At 69.5% G+C, this 220-nt stretch carries 1 pseudogene; it reads right to left on the bottom strand.

The window, feature by feature from the left end:
• Nucleotides 1-220: pseudogene (locus tag B2W22_RS26700) on the bottom strand (ABC transporter permease); the annotation flags it as partial.

A 220-nucleotide genomic window follows, 5' to 3' on the forward strand; every position in this document is an offset into this window, starting at 1 on the left:
CCCAGCCGCCGTAATAGCCCGCCAGTGCGCCGACGGTGATGCCGATGGCCATGGACAGCACCGCCGCCACCACGCCTACCAGCAACGTTGCGCGGCCGCCGTAGATCATGCCGGTCAACACGTCGCGGCCCAGGTAATCGGATCCCAGCAGCAGGTCGCCGCCGGGCGGCTCCATGGGCGCCGCGGCGATTTCAAACGGGTCGGCGTGCATCAGCATCGG

It is taken from the genome of Achromobacter sp. UBA4530, from assembly GCF_002388205.1.
Classification (GTDB): domain Bacteria; phylum Pseudomonadota; class Gammaproteobacteria; order Burkholderiales; family Burkholderiaceae_B; genus Achromobacter; species Achromobacter animicus.